Here is a 14679-nt window from a genome sequence, read left to right as displayed (position 1 = left end):
ACCGGAACCGTACGAAGGGAAATCACGGTGTCCATCGACCCCTCCTCGATCCCCAATTTCGGGGGTCAGCCCGAACCGCAGGCCGAAGGTCCGGCGGGCCCCGTCGTCCCCGACCAGGACCTGGTCAAGCAGCTGCTCGACCAGATGGAGCTCAAGTACGTCGTCGACGACGAGGGTGACCTCGCCGCGCCGTGGGAAGAGTTCCGCACGTACTTCATGTTCCGCGGCGAGGACGACCAGCAGGTCTTCTCGGTGCGTACGTTCTACGACCGGCCGCACAGCATCGAGGACAAGCTCCAGCTCCTGGAACTCCTCGACGACTGGAACCGCCGCACCCTGTGGCCGAAGGTCTACAGCCACACCCACGACGACGGCTCCGTCCGCCTCATCGGCGAGGCGCAGATGCTGATCGGCACCGGCGTCAGCCTGGAGCACTTCGTGTCCTCCACGGTCAGCTGGGTCCGCGCCTCCGTCGAGTTCGACAAGTGGGTCGTCGAGCAGCTCGGCCTGGAGAAGGACGTCGACTCCGCGGAGGGCGACGCAGGCAAGGGCGACGCCGGCAAGGGCGACGACGAGGCCTGAGGCTCCGGCCGCACGCAGCGAAGGACGGAAGCCCGGCCGCTACGGCGGCCGGGCTTCCGTGCTGTCCGGGTTTGCGTGCGATGGCGCACGCTGTGGGTGCTGGGGTGAACCGATGGGGTGAAAGTCGCCTCTTTCTGTGCGCCCACCCCGCTCACACCCCGCGCTCGGCCGAACGGAGTTCACATGAGTCACACTGGCGGCCGCGTCCCGCGGCGGCGGCGGAGGTCCCGAATATCGCTGGTGCTGCTGGTCGTGGTCAGCGTGCTGTTCGGCGTCGGTCTGGGGGTGGCGGGCTCCTGGGCATACCGCACCGGCTGGTTCGAACAGGGCGAGCCGGTCTCCTTTGACGCGGCGGGTGACACGGCGGGCGGGCCGATGGGTACAGCGCCCGAGGGGGACTCCGGTGCGAAGGACCCCGAGCCGGGCGTGCCCCGTTCGGAAGCCGCCGCCAAGACGCTCCTGCCGACCGGTCCGAAGGCCGAGTTCACCGTCCAGAACTCGGTATCCGGCGGCACCAAGATCGCGGTGACCACCCTGGCCGGGAAGAAGTCCGGATTCACCGGCAAGGTCTGGGTGTGGGCACCCAAGGAGTACTTCGACCCCAAGTACGCGCGGAGCGGATTCCCGGTGCTGATCGCGCTGCCCGGCGGCAACGGCTACCCCAACAACTACTGGATGGGCACCGACCTGGGGCTCCAGAGCTCCATCGCCACCTGGTCGCAGGAGAAGAAGAGCCTTCCCTTCGTCGTGGTGATGCCGGTGCTGAACCCGGATGCCAAGTACTACTACGACGGCAGTGACATTCCCGGGCAGCCCAGGATGGGCACCTGGATGACCGAGGACGTCCCCGATTTCGTACGGGCGAACTTCCGCACCTTCAAGTCCCGCGACGGCTGGGCGTTCATGGGCTCCTCGTCCGGCGCCTTCGTCGGGCTGAAGTCCGTGCTGAAGCACCCGGACAGGTTCAAGGCCGTCATCGCCTCCGGCCCCGACACCGTCCCGGACTCCCCGCTCTGGAAGGGCCACGAGGCCGAGCGCGCCGCCAACGCCCCGGAGAAGCTGGCTGCCGCACTGTCCGAGCAGCCCTCCGCACCGGACAAGGACGTCTATCTGGCCTTCCAAATCGGGTCCAGGGAGCCGGGCGTCGAGAACGTGCGCCGCTTCACCGAGACGTACGGAAAGGGCCGGGTCAAGACCCGGCTCAACGTCATCAAGAACGGCAGCCACAATGCCAAGACCTATGTGGGCAGCATGGCCGAGGGCTCGATCCAGTGGCTCAGCGAGCACATGCAGGGCCCGATCGCGGGGCCGTGAGGGCCGGGCCGGGGCCGCTACGCCGTCACATCGGCATCGGGGCGACCGTCACCAGGTACGTTCCGTAGCCCATCGAGAGCCCGGCCAGGGCGGCGGTCACCACGACCGCCGCCCGCGGCCGGGCTTTCGCCATGGCGCAGGCGAGCGGCAGCAGCAGCGGGAAGGCGGGCAGCAGGAACCGCGGCTTGGACTCGAAGAAGCCGGCGCCGCCGACCGCGATGAGCACGAGCACGCCCGCGTACACGAGCAGTGGCAGCGGCGGCCTGCGCTCCATCCCGTACGCCATCAGCACCAGCAGCAGCACCGCCGCGGCCACGATGACCAGCGCGATCGGGAAGCCGAACTTCTCCGGGGTGCTGACCAGGTGCCGGACGAAGCGCAGCGTGCCCATTCCGAAGTCGAAGCGGGACGACCAGCCGGCCTGCACCGTGAAGTAGCCGCCGAGCGGGTCGCCCGTGCGGATCCCGACGTGCAGGACGTACCCGGCCCAGCCGAGCGGTGCGAGGGCCGCGCCCGCCCAGATCCGCCAGCCGCGCTGCCGCCCCCGGAGGAGTTCGTACGCGGCGGTGAGGACGACTGCGGCGACCAGGGCGACCGCGTTGGGGCGGGAAAGACCGGCGAGCAGGGCGAGGGTCCCGGCCAGTAGCCAGCGGCGGGTCAGGACCGCGTACAGCGCCCAGGCGGACAGCGCGACGAGCACCGGCTCGGTGTACGCCATGGACAGCACGACGGAGTGCGGGAGCAGGCCCCAGAGCAGCACGGCGAGGGTGGCGGTGCGGCGCCCGTACAGCCGGTCGGTGACGGCGAAGACGCCCCAGGCGGCGGCCAGTGCGGCCGTCCAGGAGATCAGCAGGCCCGCGCCGCCCGGCGTGAGGGGCAAGGCCGCCGACACCGCGCGGATCAGCCCGGGGTAGAGCGGGAAGAACGCGAGGTCGCTCTGGACCACTGCGCCGCCCGCGAAGGTCACGGTGTGGCCGTAGCCGTGCGCGGCGATCCGCGTGTACCAGAGCGAGTCCCAGGACTGGCCGAGCAGATGCAGCGGCGACTCGCCGATGCGCCACGCCCACACCGCCATCAGCAGCATCCCGGTCAGCCGCGCCGCCGCGAAGAGACCGAGCGCGGGCGCTGCCCGGCGCAGCGCGGCACGCAGGGCGTCGCGGGCGGGCGCGGGGGAGGGGGAGGGTGTACGGGCAGCCTGGGAGGGGACGACGGCGTCGACGGACACGGGGGGCACGGGACTTACCTCCGGGCGCGGGGACGGTCGCGGGAAGACCGTGGTCCGGTCATCCCGACCTTGATCGGCCCCGGCGCGGGCCGCGACCGCTGAGCGGCCGACCGGGTGTACGGGAAGCGTACGGGTTGTCAGTGCGGGTGTACGGACTGTCAGAACGCTTTCCGGGGGCGTGGGTTGCCTCGTGGGGCGCGAGGTGCAGGATGCTGCGGCCCGGGGTGCAGGAAGCTGCGTGGCGGGGCGGCGGGGTGGCGGGAGAGCCGGTGGGAGGCTGAAGGGGCGGAGTTTCCGCACGTCAGGCGCTTCAGGCGCGTCAGGCGTCAGATACGTCAGGCACAGTACGCAGGTCTTATTCGGGGAGAACGTCATGTCCGCAGCCGGGAACAGCCAGGACGTCAGCAAGCCCGCGATGGTCGCCGTGGCACTGGTCATCGCCCTGGGCGTCGGACTGACGGTCTTCGACGGTGCACTGCGCACCACGGTGACCGTCGCCCTGGGCGTCGCGATCATCGTGTGCGCGGGGTTCGTGGGCGCTGCGGTGAAGCGCGGCAAGCAGTAGGAGCGGCAGTACGCCGTCAGCGCGGTACGTCTTGACCGGTTGTCCCCCCTGCTCGTCCGGGCAGGGGGGACAACCTTTTGTCGTGCCCCGGTAGGCGCTCCGTACCCTGGTACGCGCTCCGTGCGCCGCCGTACGAGCTTTCGTGCGCCGCCGGTCAGAACCAGCCCCGTTCGCGGGCCAGCAGCGCCACCTGGAAGCGGTTCGTCGCCTCCAGGCGGTGCATCAGCGAGGCCACGTGCTTACGGTACGTACGGACCGAGATGCCCAGGTCGCGGGCGCCGGTCTCGTCCTTCTCGGCGGAGTAGAGGGATTCGAGCACCTTGAGCTCCATACCGGTGGGCCGGCCGGGCCCTTCGCTCTCCCCGTCGGCCGCCGCGGGCAGCTCCTGCGCCGTGCTCCACATCCGCTCGAAGAGCGAGACCAGGGCGGAGACCAGGCCGGACTCGCGGATGAGGAGTGCGCCCCTGGCCGGGTCCATGGGGTCGACGGGGGTGAGGGCGGCGGCCCGGTCACAGATGATCATGCGTTCCAGGGGCTGGTGGGAAATCCGTACCTCGGCTCCCTTGCCGACCAGTTCGCGCAGGTACGACAGGGTGGGCGGGTCGTTCAGGGCCGCCGCGCCCATCAGGGTCCGCATGGTGACGCCCCGGCGCAGCACCCGCATGTCGTTCGGCCTGGAGTTGACGATGTTCTGCGGGCGGAGCACCCCGCCCGGCTGGGTGGTGAGGTTCTCGCTGCGGGTGAAGAAGGTCAGTTCGTCGATCGCGGCCCGGATCTCCTCGACGCTCTCCAGCCGCTGTACGGAGGACCCGCCGCGTTCCGCGAGCGTGCTCTCCTGCGGTGTCGCGGCACGCTCCCCGAGCAGCGAGTCGACGATGCCGGAACGGGCCACCTCGTCCTCCAGCTCGTCCTGGGTGCGTGCGAGGCGCCGCTCCACCAGCCGCTCCACGACCTTGGCGGGCGGTACCGGCCGCAGGCCGCCGTCCGGGGTGGTGGTGGCAAGACCCAGTTCGACGAGGTGGGTGCCGGCCTCCTCTGGCACGCCGTTCCCGGCGCGCAGCAGCAGCCGGTAGGAGTCCTCGTCCTCCGGAGCTATCCCCAGGAACTCCAGACTTGGGTGCGACATGACTTCCCCCGGATCACTCACTACCAGTGCCGTACGACTGCTGGCCTGGACATAGAAGTACCCCGGCTTCGGCCCTCGCGCCAGCGCCCACCTGCGACGACGTGAACGGGGGCATGCAGCAAGAGGCAGCGGGGGGTGCAAGAAGCTGCACGCATTTCCTGCGCCGGGAGGGGCACCGGCGCGGCAGAGTTGTCCTCACAAGAACAACCGCCAAGCACACCGCAGAACTTCGGGGGACCACCATGAAGCGCTCAACCTCCTTCAGAATCAACGCCGTTCGTACCGCCCGCTCCACCGCCACCCGCCGCTCGACCGTCGTCGCACTGCTCGCGGGAGCAGTCGTCGCACTGGCGGGTACGGGCTCGGCGCAGGCGGCGGAGACGGGCGGCGGCGAGCTGCGGCCGAACGCGACGATCACGGCATCTGTCTCATCCGGGGTCTCGGCATCCGGAACGGGGTCGGCGGACGGTGCGGTTTCCGGGGCGGCTTCCGGTGCGGTTTCCGGTGTGGCTTCCGGTGTGGTGAAGAAGGCCTTGGTCAACGAGTGGGTCGTCAACGCCCCCGCCGTCAACGACTGGGTGCTTCCCACCTCGCCGGCCGGGAAGGGCCTGCGGGCCCCCTCGGCGGTCAACGACTGGGTGCTCCCCAACCCGTCCGGCAAGTAGCGGGTCCGGCCGGCTGCCGAACCGAACCCCACCGCCCGCCCCGTAGGAGCCCCGTAGGAGCCCCGCCGTGACCGACTACTCCATTCTTGTTCCCTTTGTTCCCCGCCGTCCGGAACAGCTCCTCCCCTTCGCCGGGCTGGTCCACTGGACCGGTGCGAGCAGGCTCTGGCAGGGGCAGGGCATGACCACCGAGCCCTACCAGGGCTTCGCCCACGCGGCGGGAGCCGGTTTCCGGGTCCCGACCGGGCTCGGGGTGACGCTGATGCCGATGCGCCACCCGTACGAGGCGGCCCTCCAGGCCAAGTCGCTCTCCCTCATCACCGGCGAGTCGGTGGTGGCGGGGTTCGGCCCCGGCTCGAAGGACATGCAGCGGGCGATGCTCGGGGAGCCGTACCGCAGTCCGCTGACGGCGGCACGGGAGTACCTGACCGCCGTGCGTGCGGCGTTGACCGGCACCCCGGACGTCGTGGCGGGCGAGTACTGGCACCAGGCCGGCCGCCTCGCACCCCTGCCGGGGCCGCAGGTGGAACTCGGGCTCGGGGTGCTGCGGCCGGGCATGGCGAAGGTCGCGGGCGAACTGGCCGATGTGGCCATCACTTGGCTCACCCCGGCGCGGTATCTCGCTGAAACCATCGTGCCCGCGCTGGGTGCGGGTGCGGGTGCGGGTGCGGCGGGGCGTGCGGTCCCGCGGGTCGCCGCGATCGTGCCGGTCGCGCTGGCCGCGGACGGCCGCGACCCGGCGAAGCTGGCTCTCGCCTCGAACGGTGCGCACCTTTCGCTGCCGCACTACCGGGACATGCTGCGGCAGGGCGGAGTCGCCCTGCCCGACGGGGGGTTCGACACCGCCGACCCGGAGTCGCAGGCGCTGGCACTGGTCAAGGGCGATGCGTTTGTGTACGGGGCGGCGGAGGAGGTCCTGGAGAAGCTGGCCGCGTATCGGGCGGCCGGGGTCGATGAGATCGTCCTCAATGTGACGGGGGTCGCGGCGCTGGAGGGGCCTTCGGCGGCTTCTCATGAGCTGAAGCGACTGCTCCAACTCCTCAACAGGTCCTGACCCGGGGGCGGGCCTCCGCCCCCCTCGTCCATCCCTGCGGGCAGGTGCGCCGCTGCCGCGGGGTGGTGGGCGTCGTGCGGGTGCGTCGCTTCCGCAGGGCGGTGGGCGTTGTGCGGGTGCGTCGTGGCTGGTCGCGCAGTTCCCCGCGCCCCTAAAAGACTGCCCCCTACCCCCTAGCCCTCGCACACGCTCGCCCCCGCTCCCCACCCCCCCCGAGGAGGTCCCCCATGTCCACACCCATGTCCACACCCCCGCTCCCCGACATCCGCCTCTACGCCATGGAATGGGGCACCGGCCGCCCCCGCTCCCCCGAGCAGGAGCGTCCCGCTCCGACCGTCGTCCTCGCCGACCCCACCCACCTCCCCGACCTCCTCCGCTCCCCCCTCCTCACCCCCGGCGCCACCGTCCTCGTCCCCGGCGAAGACCCCGGTGCCCTCGCCGACCACCACCCCGGCATCACCGTCCTCACGTACGAAGGAGCGCTCGACACCCCGGGCGAGGACGTCGGGCTCCATCCGGACTTCTATCTCCGGGTGGACGGGTACCGGGCAGCCGCCCGGACCGTCCTCCTCGGGCCCACCCTCGTCCGCATCACCGACGACGCCGACCTCGACGCCTACCTCGCGGATGCCGAACTCGCGCTGAAAGCCGGGAAGTTCCAGGACTTTCTGACCCACCCGGCCGTCCAGCTCGCCGATCTGTCGGACCTCGGCGCGCCGGACCACGGCGACGGACCCGGCCTCCGGCTGTACGTCGCCGTCGACGGCAGCGTCTCGCACGCCCCCGGCGGACCCGTCATCGGCGACCTCCGTTCGACCCCCGAAGAGCTCGCCGCCGCCTGGCGGAAAGCCCGTACGGTACGTACCGAAATCAGTCAACGGCCCCAGCTCGCACGCTACTTGGCCGCCGTCGGCGCAGTAAGGGCAGCACGTGCCCGGGGCGTCTCCCGCCCCCGGGTCTCCGGCTTCGGCGGACGGCTCGTCGCCGGCCTCCCGCAGGTGGAGGAGGCCGCCGACGCCGCGTTCCTCCTCTGGAGCGAGGACGGCAGAGCCACCGTCCACGACCCCCGCACCGGCCGCGAGATCGCCCTCTCCGCCGATGCCGCCCGTGCCGCAGAGGCACTCCTCGTCACCGGCGACCGCGACACCGCGTCCCGGTACGCCGACCCCCAGCCCGTCCACGCCGTGGACACCTACTTCGCAGGCATCGGCCTGCCCCTCACCCCAGGCCGCACCGGCATCCGCGCCGACGACCGCACCAAGGAGACGACCGCCCGATGAGTACCCTCCTCAGCCCCGCCCGCGCGGGCACCGCCGTCACCGGCCGTGCCGGAGACGAGATCGCGGCCCTCGGCGACCGCGCCAGAATCTGCGACCTGTACGACGCCGACGGCACCCCCGTCTACCACGACATCGCGGGGACCACGACCCACGAGATCCTTGAAATCCTTGCCGCCGTACGGGAGTTCGAGGGCCCGGTGCTCGATCTGGCCGCCGGTTCCGGCCGGCTCACCTTCCCCCTCCTCGCCGCAGGCCGCGACGTCACCGCCCTCGAACTCTCCCCCGACATGCTCGGCCTGCTCCGCCGCCGGCTCGGCCGCGCCCCGGCCGACATCCTGGAACGTGCCCACTCCGTCGAGGCGGACATGAGCGACTTCCGGATCGAAGGACGTGAGCACGGGTTCGGAGTGGTGCTGCTCGGCACGACCACCATCTCGCTCCTCCCCGCCGAGGACCGCCCCGGCCTCTACCGCTGCGTCGGCGAACACCTCGCCCCCGGTGGCCGGTTCTTCCTCACGACTGTGGATGTGGACGCCGCCGACGACGGCTCCGACGAGTCCGAGATCGTCGTCACCGGGCACAGCGGGCGTACGTACCGCATGTTCGAGCAGTGGACCGTCGGCGAGAGCTCCCGCACCGTCACGGTGATCCCGGGGGACGTCCCGGACGACGAGAGCCCCGTCACCGTCTGCACCACCACCATCGGTGTCCTCCCGCAGCAGCAGCTCGTCGCCGAGCTCGAAGCCGCCGGGTACGCCATCCGCTCCGTCACCCCGATCGACGGCGGCGGCGGCCGGCACCACGACGTACTCATCGAGGCCGAGTTCGGGGCCGAGTTCGGGGCCGAGGTCGAGACGGAGTTCGGGGCCGAGTTCGGGGCCGAGGTCGCGGCATGACGTACCAAGCCCTCTGGACCTGCCTCGTCCCCCCGTCCCAGCACGGTCGCGACGAACTCTGCGCCACCTCCGCCCACGGCATGCGCATCCGCTTCTCCGACGGACGTGAACTCCTCGACGGCGACAGCGGGTTGTGGAACGCCAACCTCGGCCACGGCAACACCGCCATCGCCGACGCCGTCTCCGCCGCCCTCCGCGACGCCTCCTACCTCTCGATCTTCCGCTTCGAGCACGACTACGCCCGCCGCGCCGCCCAGGCCCTCGTCGACCTTGCCGGCTCCGACCACTACGGCCGGGTCCTCTTCTCCACCTCCGGCGGCTCCGCCAACGACGTCGTCATGAAGACGGCCCGCCACTACCACGCCCTGCGCGACGCCCACGACCGCAAGATCGTCGTCGGTCTGCGCGGCAGCTACCACGGTCTGACGTACGGCTCCTTCGCCCTCACCGGCGAGAACCTCGGGCAGCGGATGTACGGAGTGGACGGCCGGTTCGTCCGGCACGTCCACCCCAACGACCCTGCCGGGATGCGGGAGTTGATGGAGCACTCGGGGTCACAGATCGCCGCCGTCGTCGTCGAGCCGGTGCTCGGCAGCGGTGCCGTACCGCTGGAGCAGGATTACGTCGACGAGCTGCTCAGACTCCGCGACGAGTACGGATTCCTGCTGGTCGCCGACGAGGTCGCCACCGGCTTCGGCCGCACCGGCACCATGTTCGCCTCGCAGCGCTGGAGCGGGCGCCCCGACCTCCTGGTCACCTCCAAGGGCCTCACCAACGGCACCTGCGCCGCCTCCGCGATCATCGTGTCCCGGGGCGTCGCCGACACCTTCGAGGCGCACGACGCCATGCTCACCCACGGCGAGACCCAGGCCGGCACCCCCGCCACCTGCGCCGCCATCCTCGCCACCATCGACGAGATGCGCCGCCTGGACGCCGTCGCCCAGGGGCAGCGGCAGGCCGAGCGGCTCGACGCCGCCCTGAACCACCTCGTCGCCACCCATCCGCTGATCGGCGGGTCCACGGGACTCGGCCTGTTCCGCTCCGTACGGGTGAGAACCCCGGACGGGCAGCCGCTCCCGCAGAGCGACGTCATGCCGCTGGTCGCCGCGATCCGCGACGCCGGCGCCATCGTCCACCCCGGCGTCCAGGGAGTGCAGCTGTTCCCGCCGCTGACCTGCACCGACGCCGAACTGGACGAGCTGGTGGAGTGCGTACTCGCCGGAGTCGAGGCACACGCCGCGGCAGGAGTACGGGGGTGAACCTGCCCTGGTCGGGGCGCACCCGGCTGCTGCTCGGCCCCGAGGGGCTCGCGGACTGGCTGTCGTACGCACCGCTGGGCCGCACCACCGTCCTCGTCGACCCCGCACTCACCGAATCGGCCGTCACCGCACTCGTCGAGACCGAACTGGACCGGGCCGGACACACCGTCCGCCGCCTCGTCCCCGAAGGCCCCGGCGACGTGGACGAGATCCTCGACCTCACCCGCCGCACCGCCCGCACCGAACTCTTCGTCGCCGTCGGCGGCGGGACCTGCATCGACCGCGCCAAACTGGCGGTCGTGGCGGGTGACAGCGAGGAAGCGGCCACCGCCCTGCGCGCCCGCTCACGCTGCGGGCTGCTCACCCTGGGACCCGAAGTCAGGCGCAGAAGACCCCTGTTGGCCGTACCGACCACCGTCGGTCCCGGCTCCGAACTCAGCCGGGTGGCCTGCATGCCGCACCAGCAGGGCAAGCGGCTCGTGTCGGCCGAAGCACTGACCCCGGACGCCGCACTGCTCGACGCCGCGGCGACCGAGACTCTCCCCGGCGAACTGCTCGCCGAAGGAATCCTGGAAGCGCTGTTCCGCACGGTCACCCCCTACGCCGGAGACCACAAGGAACGGCCCGTCGAGGACGCCTTCTGCGAGGCCGCCGCCACCCAACTCGCCGTACTGGGCTACCGGTTCGGAGAACTTCGCAGAGCGGGCCGTCGGGCCGGCCCCGAACTGCGGCTGGACATCGCCCGGCTCAGCGGACTGACGCACTCCACGTGGATGAGGCTGGGCCGCTCGCCCTTCACCACGGAGGGCTGGATCATCGCCAACGAGCTGTCCACCGCGCTGAACGTCCGCAAGATGACCGCGGTCGCCGCCCTCCTCCCGCCGCTGTGGCGGGCGGTCCTCGACGGCGACGAACGGTACGGATCGGCCCTGCGGCTGCACCGGATCTGGGCCCGCATCCGGGAAGGCGCCCCCGCCGGCCTCCCCGAGGACCCGGCGCACGGCATCGCCGTACTGATCGACGACTGGGGCATCGGCCACACCGTCACCGCCACCCCCGACCGCCTCGCGGTCGTCGCCCGCCGCACCACCAGGGCGTGGGGAGCAGGGCTGCCGATGCTGGGCGGCCTGCTCACCGCCGATGTACAGCAGCTGCTGTACGAGGTGTGCGGCGCGGACCGCCGCGAAAGCGCCCTCGCGCGGTAGCACCACCACTGACTTCCGCGACGCCCGAGCGGCGCGGGGCACCACCAACCACCTTTCACCTCAAAGGAGTTCGCCATGGGCGAGCAGCAGAAGAAGAACGAGACCACGCAGCTCAACGCCGAGCCGACGGCTTCGCTGGAGCTGGGTCTGCAGGAGCTGGAGGCCCTTGAGGCCCCGGGTTTCTGGACCGGTTTCTCGGCCGGTACGGCGATCAGCGGTGCGGCCATCGCGTCGGCCGCGATCGCCACCTGATCCGAACCGTCACCCCGTTCACGTACACCCCCTTCACTTTCACAGGAGATCTGACATGTCCGAGCTGAAGAACAACGCCGCCGAGACCGCTGCCGCCCCCGAGCAGGACCTGGAGCTGGGTCTGCAGGAGCTGGAGACGCTGGAGGCGCCGGGCTGGGCGACCATCGGCGGCTTCTCGGCCGGCGTCGCGTCCGCCGCCTCCGCCGCGGTCGTCTCCGCCACCATCATCACGTAATTCACCCCCACCGCCCCCCAACTGCCATTCAGCACAGAGGAGTTCGTCATGAGCGAGCAGCAGAAGAACGAGTCCGTACAGGTCAACGCCGACCCCACCGCTTCCCTGGAGCTCGGCCTCCAGGAGCTGGAGGCCCTTGAGGCCCCGGGTTTCTGGACCGGTTTCTCGGCCGGTACGGCGATCAGCGGTGCGGCCATCGCATCGGCCGCGATCGCCACCTGAGCCACACCCCCCGTACCCGAACCGCTTTCACCACCACACACCTCACAGGAGAACTGACATGTCCGAGCTGAAGAACAACGCCGCCGAGACCGCTGCCGCCCCCGAGCAGGACCTGGAGCTGGGTCTGCAGGAGCTGGAGACGCTGGAGGCGCCGGGCTGGGCGACCATCGGCGGCTTCTCGGCCGGCGTCGCGTCCGCCGCCTCCGCCGCGGTTGTCTCCGCCACCATCATCACGTAATTCGCCTCCGCACTAACTACCCCTAGATATAAGGGAGTTCACCATGGGTGAGCAGCAGAACAAGAGCGAGGCCGTGCAGGCCAACGTCGACCCCACCGCTTCCCTGGAGCTCGGCCTCCAGGAGCTCGAAGCGCTTGAGGCCCCGGGCTTCTGGACCGGCTTCTCCGCCGCCGCCAGTGTCTCGGCCGCCGTCTCGGTCAGCGCCGTCGTCGCCACCTGACCGACACCCCGACCGCCCCCTCCGCAGAGGAGTTCGCAATGAGCGAGCAGCAGAAGAAGTACGAGACCACGCAGGTCAGCGCCGAACCGACAGGCGCCCTGGAGCTCGGCCTCCAGGAGCTGGAGGCCCTTGAGGCCCCGGGCTTCTGGACCGGTGTCTCCGCCGCCGCCGGCGTCTCGGCCGTCGTCTCGGCCACCGCCGTCATCACCTGAGGAGTTCGTCATGAGCGAGCAGCAGCACAAGAACGAGGCCGTGCAGGCCAACGTCGACCCCACCGCTTCGCTGGAGCTGGGTCTGCAGGAGCTGGAGGCCCTTGAGGCGCCCGGTTTCTGGACCGGCTTCTCGGCCGGTACGGCGATCAGCGGCGCGGCCATCGCGTCCGCCGCCATCGTCGCCACCTGATCCGCATCCACCCGACTCCCCTTCACGTAAAGGAAGTAGTACGCAATGAGCGAGAAGAAGATCGAGACCGCCGCCATCCCCACGGCCGACAACGGCCAGGACCTGGAGTTGGGGCTCCAGGAGCTGGAGACCCTGGAAGCGCCGGGCTGGGGCACCATCGGCGGCATCTCCGCCGGAGCGAGCGTCTCGGCGCTCGTCTCCGCCGGAATCATCATCACCTAGTCCGGAGCCGTGCCGGGTCGACAGCGACAGACACAAGGGACTGCGAGACCGGCACCCGCACCACACCGGCACCGCGTGAGCCAGGGCCCCCGGCCGGAGCATCCGCGAGGCGCGAGACCGCGCACGTACTGCGGCGGCAGACAGTGCGATCCGTCAGCGCCGAACGCGCACCCTCCGGCCGGGCCCCGGCCCCGGGCCCCCACTTCACAAGGAGCCGTGATGAGCACCACCCCGGCGATCCGCCTGGAACAACTCACCAAGAAATTCAAGGACTTCACCGCAGTGGACGACCTCAGCGTCGACATCCGCGCGGGCCGCGTCACCGGCCTTCTCGGCCGCAACGGTGCCGGCAAGACCACCACCCTGCGCATGCTGCTCGGCCTGGCCCGCCCCACGGCCGGCCGTGCCACCCTCCTCGGCCACTCCTACGGCGACCTTCCCCGCGCGGCGCACCGCGTCGGTGTCGCCATGGATGCCATCGGCCCGGTCACCGGAGCCACCGTTCGCGGTGAACTCCTCATCTGGGGCGCGTACTTGGGGCTCCCGGCGCACCGGGCCGACGAGGTCATCGGCCTCACCGGGCTCGACGGTGCCGAGTCCAAGCCCGTCGCGGGCTGCTCCACCGGCATGAAGCAGCGGCTCGCCCTGGCGACCGCGCTCCTCGCCGACCCCGAGGTCCTGATCCTCGACGAGCCCGCCAACGGCCTCGACCCGGACGGCATCCGCTGGCTGCGCGACACCCTGCGGGCCCTGGCCGCCGAGGGCCGCACCGTCCTCGTCTCCAGCCACCAGCTCGCCGAGGTCGAGCAGACCGTCGACGACGTGGTGATCGTGCAGCGTTCGCTGAGGTACGCGGGAACCCTCGCCGACCTCACCCAGGACGGTGAACACCGCCTGGAGGACCGGTTCTTCGAGCTGGTCGAGAACACCACCGACCACAGCGGCGCGACAAGGAACCTGACCCATGCGTAACGTCATACGCGGCGAAGCCCGCAAGGCCCTCACCGGCCGCCAGTGGTGGATCCTGCCGCTGGCCGGCACCTTCCTCTGCCTGCTCTCCACCTTCGGATTCGCCTCCGAGGGGCACAAGGCCATCGAGGCCGGAGGGTCCGCCGCCGAGGTCACGAACAACATCGCCCGCGCCTGGATGATGATGTTCCTCTTCTCCTCGCTGTTCGGCGCGATCCTCGTCTCCCGCGAGTACGGCACCGGCACCATCGGCCGCTCCGTCCTGCTCGCCGGGTCCCGCGGCCGGCTGCTCGCCGCCAAGACCGCCGCCGCCACCCTCGCAGGCGCCGCCTTCGGCCTGCTCGCCCTCGCGCTCGGCGCGCTGAGCTGCGCCGTCGCCGGATCCGCGTACGGTGACGCCCCCGCCTTCACCGGCGAGACCTGGCTGATCCTGCTCGGCTGCTTCGCCTGCTCCGTACTGGCCGCCCCCTGGGGCGCCCTGCTCGGCTGGATCGTCCGCCACCAGGTCGCGTCCGTCGCCCTGATCATCACGCTGACCCTGGTCGTCGACACCGGCATCCAGGCGCTCGCCCCGGAATTCGCCAAGTACCTCCTGACCATCGCGATGAGCTCCGTCTACCGCGACGTGAAGCCGGACCTGCTGTCCGTGCCGCTCGCCCTCGCCGTCATCGCCGGCTGGCTGGCCGCCGCCTACTACGCGGCCCACCGCCTGGTCCGTACCCGCGACATCGTCTGACCCCACTCCCGT

Annotated in this window: 21 protein-coding genes; 19 read left to right on the top strand and 2 right to left on the bottom strand. The window is 71.1% G+C overall.

Translation table 11 applies throughout. The features are described 5' to 3' along the window. Window positions 1–27 precede the first annotated feature (27 nt). Together AB0D18_RS04145 and AB0D18_RS04140 are read left to right on the top strand one after the other, a co-directional pair. Window positions 28–582 carry a YbjN domain-containing protein gene (locus AB0D18_RS04145; protein ID WP_362412442.1) on the top strand — a complete coding sequence of 185 codons (555 nt, stop codon included), beginning with the start codon at window positions 28–30 and terminating at the stop codon, window positions 580–582. A gap of 183 nt (window positions 583–765) precedes the next feature. Continuing rightward, a complete protein-coding gene (locus AB0D18_RS04140; RefSeq protein WP_362412439.1) occupies window positions 766–1896 on the top strand; it encodes an alpha/beta hydrolase-fold protein in 1131 nt (376 codons plus the stop codon). 25 nt (window positions 1897–1921) lie between these two features. Here AB0D18_RS04140 and AB0D18_RS04135 read toward each other — a convergent pair whose 3' ends face one another. Further along, the gene (locus tag AB0D18_RS04135) at window positions 1922–3130 is read right to left on the bottom strand and encodes a hypothetical protein (protein ID WP_362412436.1); all 1209 of its coding nucleotides are present in this window, start codon (window positions 3128–3130) and stop codon (window positions 1922–1924) included. A gap of 364 nt (window positions 3131–3494) precedes the next feature. Here AB0D18_RS04135 and AB0D18_RS04130 point away from each other — a divergent pair, with 364 nt between their 5' ends. Next, window positions 3495–3686, top strand: coding sequence for a hypothetical protein (locus AB0D18_RS04130; protein ID WP_362412433.1), 192 nt, complete (start codon window positions 3495–3497; stop codon window positions 3684–3686). 154 nt (window positions 3687–3840) lie between these two features. On the opposite strand, the gene AB0D18_RS04125 is transcribed toward AB0D18_RS04130, so the two are convergent. Then, window positions 3841–4812 (bottom strand): helix-turn-helix transcriptional regulator, encoded by a 972-nt coding sequence (locus AB0D18_RS04125; protein WP_362412430.1) that lies wholly within the window; start codon window positions 4810–4812, stop codon window positions 3841–3843. Window positions 4813–5054: 242 nt separating this feature from the next. Here AB0D18_RS04125 and AB0D18_RS04120 point away from each other — a divergent pair, with 242 nt between their 5' ends. From AB0D18_RS04120 to AB0D18_RS04045, 16 genes are all read left to right on the top strand, one after another. After that, on the top strand, window positions 5055–5477 hold the full coding sequence (locus AB0D18_RS04120) for a hypothetical protein (protein ID WP_362412427.1): 423 nt from the start codon (window positions 5055–5057) through the stop codon (window positions 5475–5477). A gap of 67 nt (window positions 5478–5544) precedes the next feature. Beyond that, window positions 5545–6531: an LLM class flavin-dependent oxidoreductase gene (locus tag AB0D18_RS04115; protein ID WP_362412424.1), complete on the top strand. Its 987-nt coding sequence runs from the start codon at window positions 5545–5547 to the stop codon at window positions 6529–6531. Window positions 6532–6758: 227 nt separating this feature from the next. Further along, window positions 6759–7811, top strand: a complete 1053-nt coding sequence (mpaB, locus tag AB0D18_RS04110; protein WP_362412421.1) for a daptide biosynthesis RiPP recognition protein — start codon at window positions 6759–6761, stop codon at window positions 7809–7811. Then, the gene (mpaM, locus tag AB0D18_RS04105) at window positions 7808–8707 is read left to right on the top strand and encodes a daptide-type RiPP biosynthesis methyltransferase (protein ID WP_362412418.1); all 900 of its coding nucleotides are present in this window, start codon (window positions 7808–7810) and stop codon (window positions 8705–8707) included. The genes mpaB and mpaM overlap by 4 nt, the downstream gene beginning before the upstream one ends. Beyond that, a complete protein-coding gene (gene mpaD, locus AB0D18_RS04100; RefSeq protein WP_362412415.1) occupies window positions 8704–9966 on the top strand; it encodes a daptide-type RiPP biosynthesis aminotransferase in 1263 nt (420 codons plus the stop codon). Before mpaM ends, mpaD begins: the two co-directional genes overlap by 4 nt. Continuing rightward, the gene (mpaC, locus tag AB0D18_RS04095) at window positions 9963–11171 is read left to right on the top strand and encodes a daptide-type RiPP biosynthesis dehydogenase (protein ID WP_362412412.1); all 1209 of its coding nucleotides are present in this window, start codon (window positions 9963–9965) and stop codon (window positions 11169–11171) included. The genes mpaD and mpaC overlap by 4 nt, the downstream gene beginning before the upstream one ends. Window positions 11172–11246: 75 nt before the next feature. Further along, window positions 11247–11423 (top strand): daptide-type RiPP, encoded by a 177-nt coding sequence (locus AB0D18_RS04090; RefSeq protein ID WP_362412410.1) that lies wholly within the window; start codon window positions 11247–11249, stop codon window positions 11421–11423. A gap of 55 nt (window positions 11424–11478) precedes the next feature. After that, on the top strand, window positions 11479–11658 hold the full coding sequence (locus AB0D18_RS04085) for a daptide-type RiPP (protein WP_362412405.1): 180 nt from the start codon (window positions 11479–11481) through the stop codon (window positions 11656–11658). A 48-nt stretch (window positions 11659–11706) separates the two neighbouring features. Next, window positions 11707–11880, top strand: a complete 174-nt coding sequence (locus tag AB0D18_RS04080; protein ID WP_362412408.1) for a daptide-type RiPP — start codon at window positions 11707–11709, stop codon at window positions 11878–11880. A gap of 58 nt (window positions 11881–11938) precedes the next feature. Then, a complete protein-coding gene (locus tag AB0D18_RS04075) occupies window positions 11939–12118 on the top strand; it encodes a daptide-type RiPP (protein WP_362412405.1) in 180 nt (59 codons plus the stop codon). Window positions 12119–12161: 43 nt separating this feature from the next. Further along, entirely contained in the window at window positions 12162–12338 is a 177-nt protein-coding gene (locus tag AB0D18_RS04070) for a daptide-type RiPP (protein WP_362412402.1), read from the top strand. 38 nt (window positions 12339–12376) lie between these two features. Beyond that, the gene (locus tag AB0D18_RS04065) at window positions 12377–12550 is read left to right on the top strand and encodes a daptide-type RiPP (RefSeq protein WP_362412399.1); all 174 of its coding nucleotides are present in this window, start codon (window positions 12377–12379) and stop codon (window positions 12548–12550) included. 10 nt (window positions 12551–12560) lie between these two features. After that, window positions 12561–12740 carry a daptide-type RiPP gene (locus AB0D18_RS04060; RefSeq protein ID WP_362412396.1) on the top strand — a complete coding sequence of 60 codons (180 nt, stop codon included), beginning with the start codon at window positions 12561–12563 and terminating at the stop codon, window positions 12738–12740. A gap of 45 nt (window positions 12741–12785) precedes the next feature. Further along, window positions 12786–12962 (top strand): daptide-type RiPP, encoded by a 177-nt coding sequence (locus AB0D18_RS04055; protein WP_362412393.1) that lies wholly within the window; start codon window positions 12786–12788, stop codon window positions 12960–12962. Window positions 12963–13181: 219 nt separating this feature from the next. Beyond that, on the top strand, window positions 13182–13934 hold the full coding sequence (locus AB0D18_RS04050) for an ATP-binding cassette domain-containing protein (protein WP_362412390.1): 753 nt from the start codon (window positions 13182–13184) through the stop codon (window positions 13932–13934). Further along, the gene (locus tag AB0D18_RS04045; RefSeq protein WP_362412387.1) at window positions 13927–14667 is read left to right on the top strand and encodes an ABC transporter permease; all 741 of its coding nucleotides are present in this window, start codon (window positions 13927–13929) and stop codon (window positions 14665–14667) included. The genes AB0D18_RS04050 and AB0D18_RS04045 overlap by 8 nt, the downstream gene beginning before the upstream one ends. The last annotated feature ends 12 nt before the right edge of the window (window positions 14668–14679 follow it).

The sequence above is a fragment of the Streptomyces sp. NPDC048442 genome (genome assembly GCF_040651475.1).
GTDB lineage: Bacteria > Actinomycetota > Actinomycetes > Streptomycetales > Streptomycetaceae > Streptomyces.
This window is presented reverse-complemented; position numbering and strand designations above follow the sequence as displayed.

What these genes read in the sequence shown, in the direction of transcription:
- AB0D18_RS04140 (WP_362412439.1), top strand. Translation starts at nt 766, where the DNA reads ATGAGTCACACTGGCGGCCGCGTCCCGCGGCGGCGGCGGAGGTCCCGA.
- AB0D18_RS04130 (WP_362412433.1), top strand. Translation starts at nt 3,495, where the DNA reads ATGTCCGCAGCCGGGAACAGCCAGGACGTCAGCAAGCCCGCGATGGTC.
- AB0D18_RS04125 (WP_362412430.1), bottom strand. Translation starts at nt 4,812, where the DNA reads ATGTCGCACCCAAGTCTGGAGTTCCTGGGGATAGCTCCGGAGGACGAG.
- AB0D18_RS04120 (WP_362412427.1), top strand. Translation starts at nt 5,055, where the DNA reads ATGAAGCGCTCAACCTCCTTCAGAATCAACGCCGTTCGTACCGCCCGC.
- mpaB (WP_362412421.1), top strand. Translation starts at nt 6,759, where the DNA reads ATGTCCACACCCATGTCCACACCCCCGCTCCCCGACATCCGCCTCTAC.
- mpaM (WP_362412418.1), top strand. Translation starts at nt 7,808, where the DNA reads ATGAGTACCCTCCTCAGCCCCGCCCGCGCGGGCACCGCCGTCACCGGC.
- mpaD (WP_362412415.1), top strand. Translation starts at nt 8,704, where the DNA reads ATGACGTACCAAGCCCTCTGGACCTGCCTCGTCCCCCCGTCCCAGCAC.
- AB0D18_RS04090 (WP_362412410.1), top strand. Translation starts at nt 11,247, where the DNA reads ATGGGCGAGCAGCAGAAGAAGAACGAGACCACGCAGCTCAACGCCGAG.
- AB0D18_RS04085 (WP_362412405.1), top strand. Translation starts at nt 11,479, where the DNA reads ATGTCCGAGCTGAAGAACAACGCCGCCGAGACCGCTGCCGCCCCCGAG.
- AB0D18_RS04080 (WP_362412408.1), top strand. Translation starts at nt 11,707, where the DNA reads ATGAGCGAGCAGCAGAAGAACGAGTCCGTACAGGTCAACGCCGACCCC.
- AB0D18_RS04075 (WP_362412405.1), top strand. Translation starts at nt 11,939, where the DNA reads ATGTCCGAGCTGAAGAACAACGCCGCCGAGACCGCTGCCGCCCCCGAG.
- AB0D18_RS04070 (WP_362412402.1), top strand. Translation starts at nt 12,162, where the DNA reads ATGGGTGAGCAGCAGAACAAGAGCGAGGCCGTGCAGGCCAACGTCGAC.
- AB0D18_RS04065 (WP_362412399.1), top strand. Translation starts at nt 12,377, where the DNA reads ATGAGCGAGCAGCAGAAGAAGTACGAGACCACGCAGGTCAGCGCCGAA.
- AB0D18_RS04060 (WP_362412396.1), top strand. Translation starts at nt 12,561, where the DNA reads ATGAGCGAGCAGCAGCACAAGAACGAGGCCGTGCAGGCCAACGTCGAC.
- AB0D18_RS04055 (WP_362412393.1), top strand. Translation starts at nt 12,786, where the DNA reads ATGAGCGAGAAGAAGATCGAGACCGCCGCCATCCCCACGGCCGACAAC.
- AB0D18_RS04050 (WP_362412390.1), top strand. Translation starts at nt 13,182, where the DNA reads ATGAGCACCACCCCGGCGATCCGCCTGGAACAACTCACCAAGAAATTC.
- AB0D18_RS04045 (WP_362412387.1), top strand. Translation starts at nt 13,927, where the DNA reads ATGCGTAACGTCATACGCGGCGAAGCCCGCAAGGCCCTCACCGGCCGC.